This is a genomic window from Streptomyces sp. WELS2 (assembly GCF_013870595.1).
In the GTDB taxonomy this organism is placed as follows: Bacteria; Actinomycetota; Actinomycetes; order Streptomycetales; family Streptomycetaceae; genus Streptomyces.
The window spans coordinates 1-1,797 of sequence record NZ_JACBWZ010001090.1; the positions used below are offsets into that span (position 1 = coordinate 1).

1 protein-coding gene and 1 pseudogene are annotated in these 1,797 nt (G+C 74.7%); both read right to left on the minus strand.

Annotated features, from left to right (window positions below; translation table 11 throughout):
* Nucleotides 1-155: 155 nt before the first annotated feature.
* Nucleotides 156-1,103 (minus strand): bifunctional riboflavin kinase/FAD synthetase, encoded by a 948-nt coding sequence (locus H5J33_RS33930; protein WP_181798511.1) that lies wholly within the window; start codon nt 1,101-1,103, stop codon nt 156-158.
* 223 nt (nt 1,104-1,326) lie between these two features.
* A pseudogene (locus H5J33_RS33935) lies at nt 1,327-1,797 on the minus strand (hypothetical protein); the annotation flags it as partial.

Genomic DNA, 1,797 nt, shown 5'->3' on the forward strand with positions numbered 1-1,797 from the left:
CGCAGCCTCAGCCGCAGGCCCAGCCGTACCCGGGCCAGGGGCAGCAGCCGCCGCAGGCCCCGCCCCGGCAGTAGCGGGCAAGGGCAGATGAGAGGGCGGCCGGTGCGATGCGCACCGGCCGCCCTCTCGCGCCGTGGAACCGTCGTGGGATCCGGCTACCGCTCCGCCGCCACGATCTCCCGGCAGCGCTGCACGTCCACGGCCATCTGCTCGAGCAGGGCCTCCAGGGACTCGAACTTCGCCTGGCCGCGCACGTAGGCGAGGAAGTCGACGGCGACGTGCAGCCCGTACAGATCGAGGCCGACGCGGTCGATGGCGTACGCCTCCACCGTGCGCTCGGTGCCGTCGAACTGCGGGTTGGTGCCCACGGAGATGGCGGCCGGCATGGCCTCGCCCTGGGCGTGCAGGAAGCCCGCGTACACGCCGTCGGCGGGGATGGCGGTGTGCGGGAGCGTCTCGACGTTGGCCGTCGGGAAGCCCAGTTCCCGGCCGCGCTGGGCGCCGCGGACGACGACACCCTCCACGCGGTGCGGCCGGCCCAGGATCTCGCGTGCGCCCTCGACATCGCCCTGGGCGACCAGGCGGCGGGTCAGCGTGGAGGAGAACGGCTCGCCGCCGCCCGCCTCGCCGGTGACGTAGAGGTCGACGACCTCCACCTCGAAGTCGTACGTCTTGCCCTGCTCGGTGAGGAACTCGACGTTGCCGGCGGCCTTGTGGCCGAAGCGGAAGTTGGGGCCCTCGACGACCGCCTTGGCGTGCAGCTTGTCCACCAGCACCTTCACGACGAAGTCGGCGGGCGACAGCTTGGAGAACTCGGTGGTGAACGGCAGGACGAGAACCGCGTCGACGCCCAGCTCGGCCATCAGCTCGGCGCGGCGGTGGTGCGGGGCGAGCAGCGGGGGGTGGCTGCCGGGGCGGACCACCTCGCTGGGGTGCGGGTCGAAGGTGACGACGACGGCCGGGACGCCCAGTTCGCGGGCGCGGTCGACGGCGTGCTTGATGATCAGCTGGTGGCCGCGGTGGACGCCGTCGTAGGAACCGATGGTGACGACGCTGCGCCCCCAGTCCTGGGGGATGTCCTCCAAGCCACGCCAGCGCTGCACTGTGACCGCTCCTCGAACCCTTGTCCGTGTCTGTCTTGACCTCGTTGTGCAGGTCTAAGGGTGCCATGCCGGGTGCTCCGCGCCAGCATCGGCATGGGGGCTGTGACGGGGCGCACGTCCGCGGCGGCGCCCGGGCGGTGCGCGTATGCCCCGTATCCGCCCAGGCCGGTCCGCGCACGGGCCGCGTACCCGCGCAAGCGCCCCGCGTACGCCCGGTCGCCGGTCAGGCCGGTACCCGTACGCCCGCCAGGTTCTCGATCATGCGACGGGTGCCGGGGCCGGTCATCCGGGCCCAGTCGTCCGGGGCGTCGGTCAGCCAGCGGGCCAGGCGGGCGGCGAAGCCCGGCACGTGCCGGACCAGGTCGGCCAGGCCCCGGTCGCAGCGGGCGGCGCCCTCGGGCGTGCGGACGAGGAGCAGGCCGGTGCGGTGGACCAGGTCCCGGGTCTCCTCCTCCCCCGGCCCCGTCCCGGCGTCGTCCCGGGCCACCGCGGCGCGCAGAACGGCGTCCAGGACGGCCGGGTCCCGCTCCCGGTCGAGCAGGAACTCCAGCAGCTCGCGGCGGAGCGGACGGGAGGCGGGCGTGCCGGCGTCGGCCAGGACGGTGGCGAGGGAGGCCCGCAGGGGTTCCGGGCCCCCGTCGAGCAGGGCGGTGACCAGGGGCAGCAGGACGGGGCGCGCGGCGGCGCCGAGGCG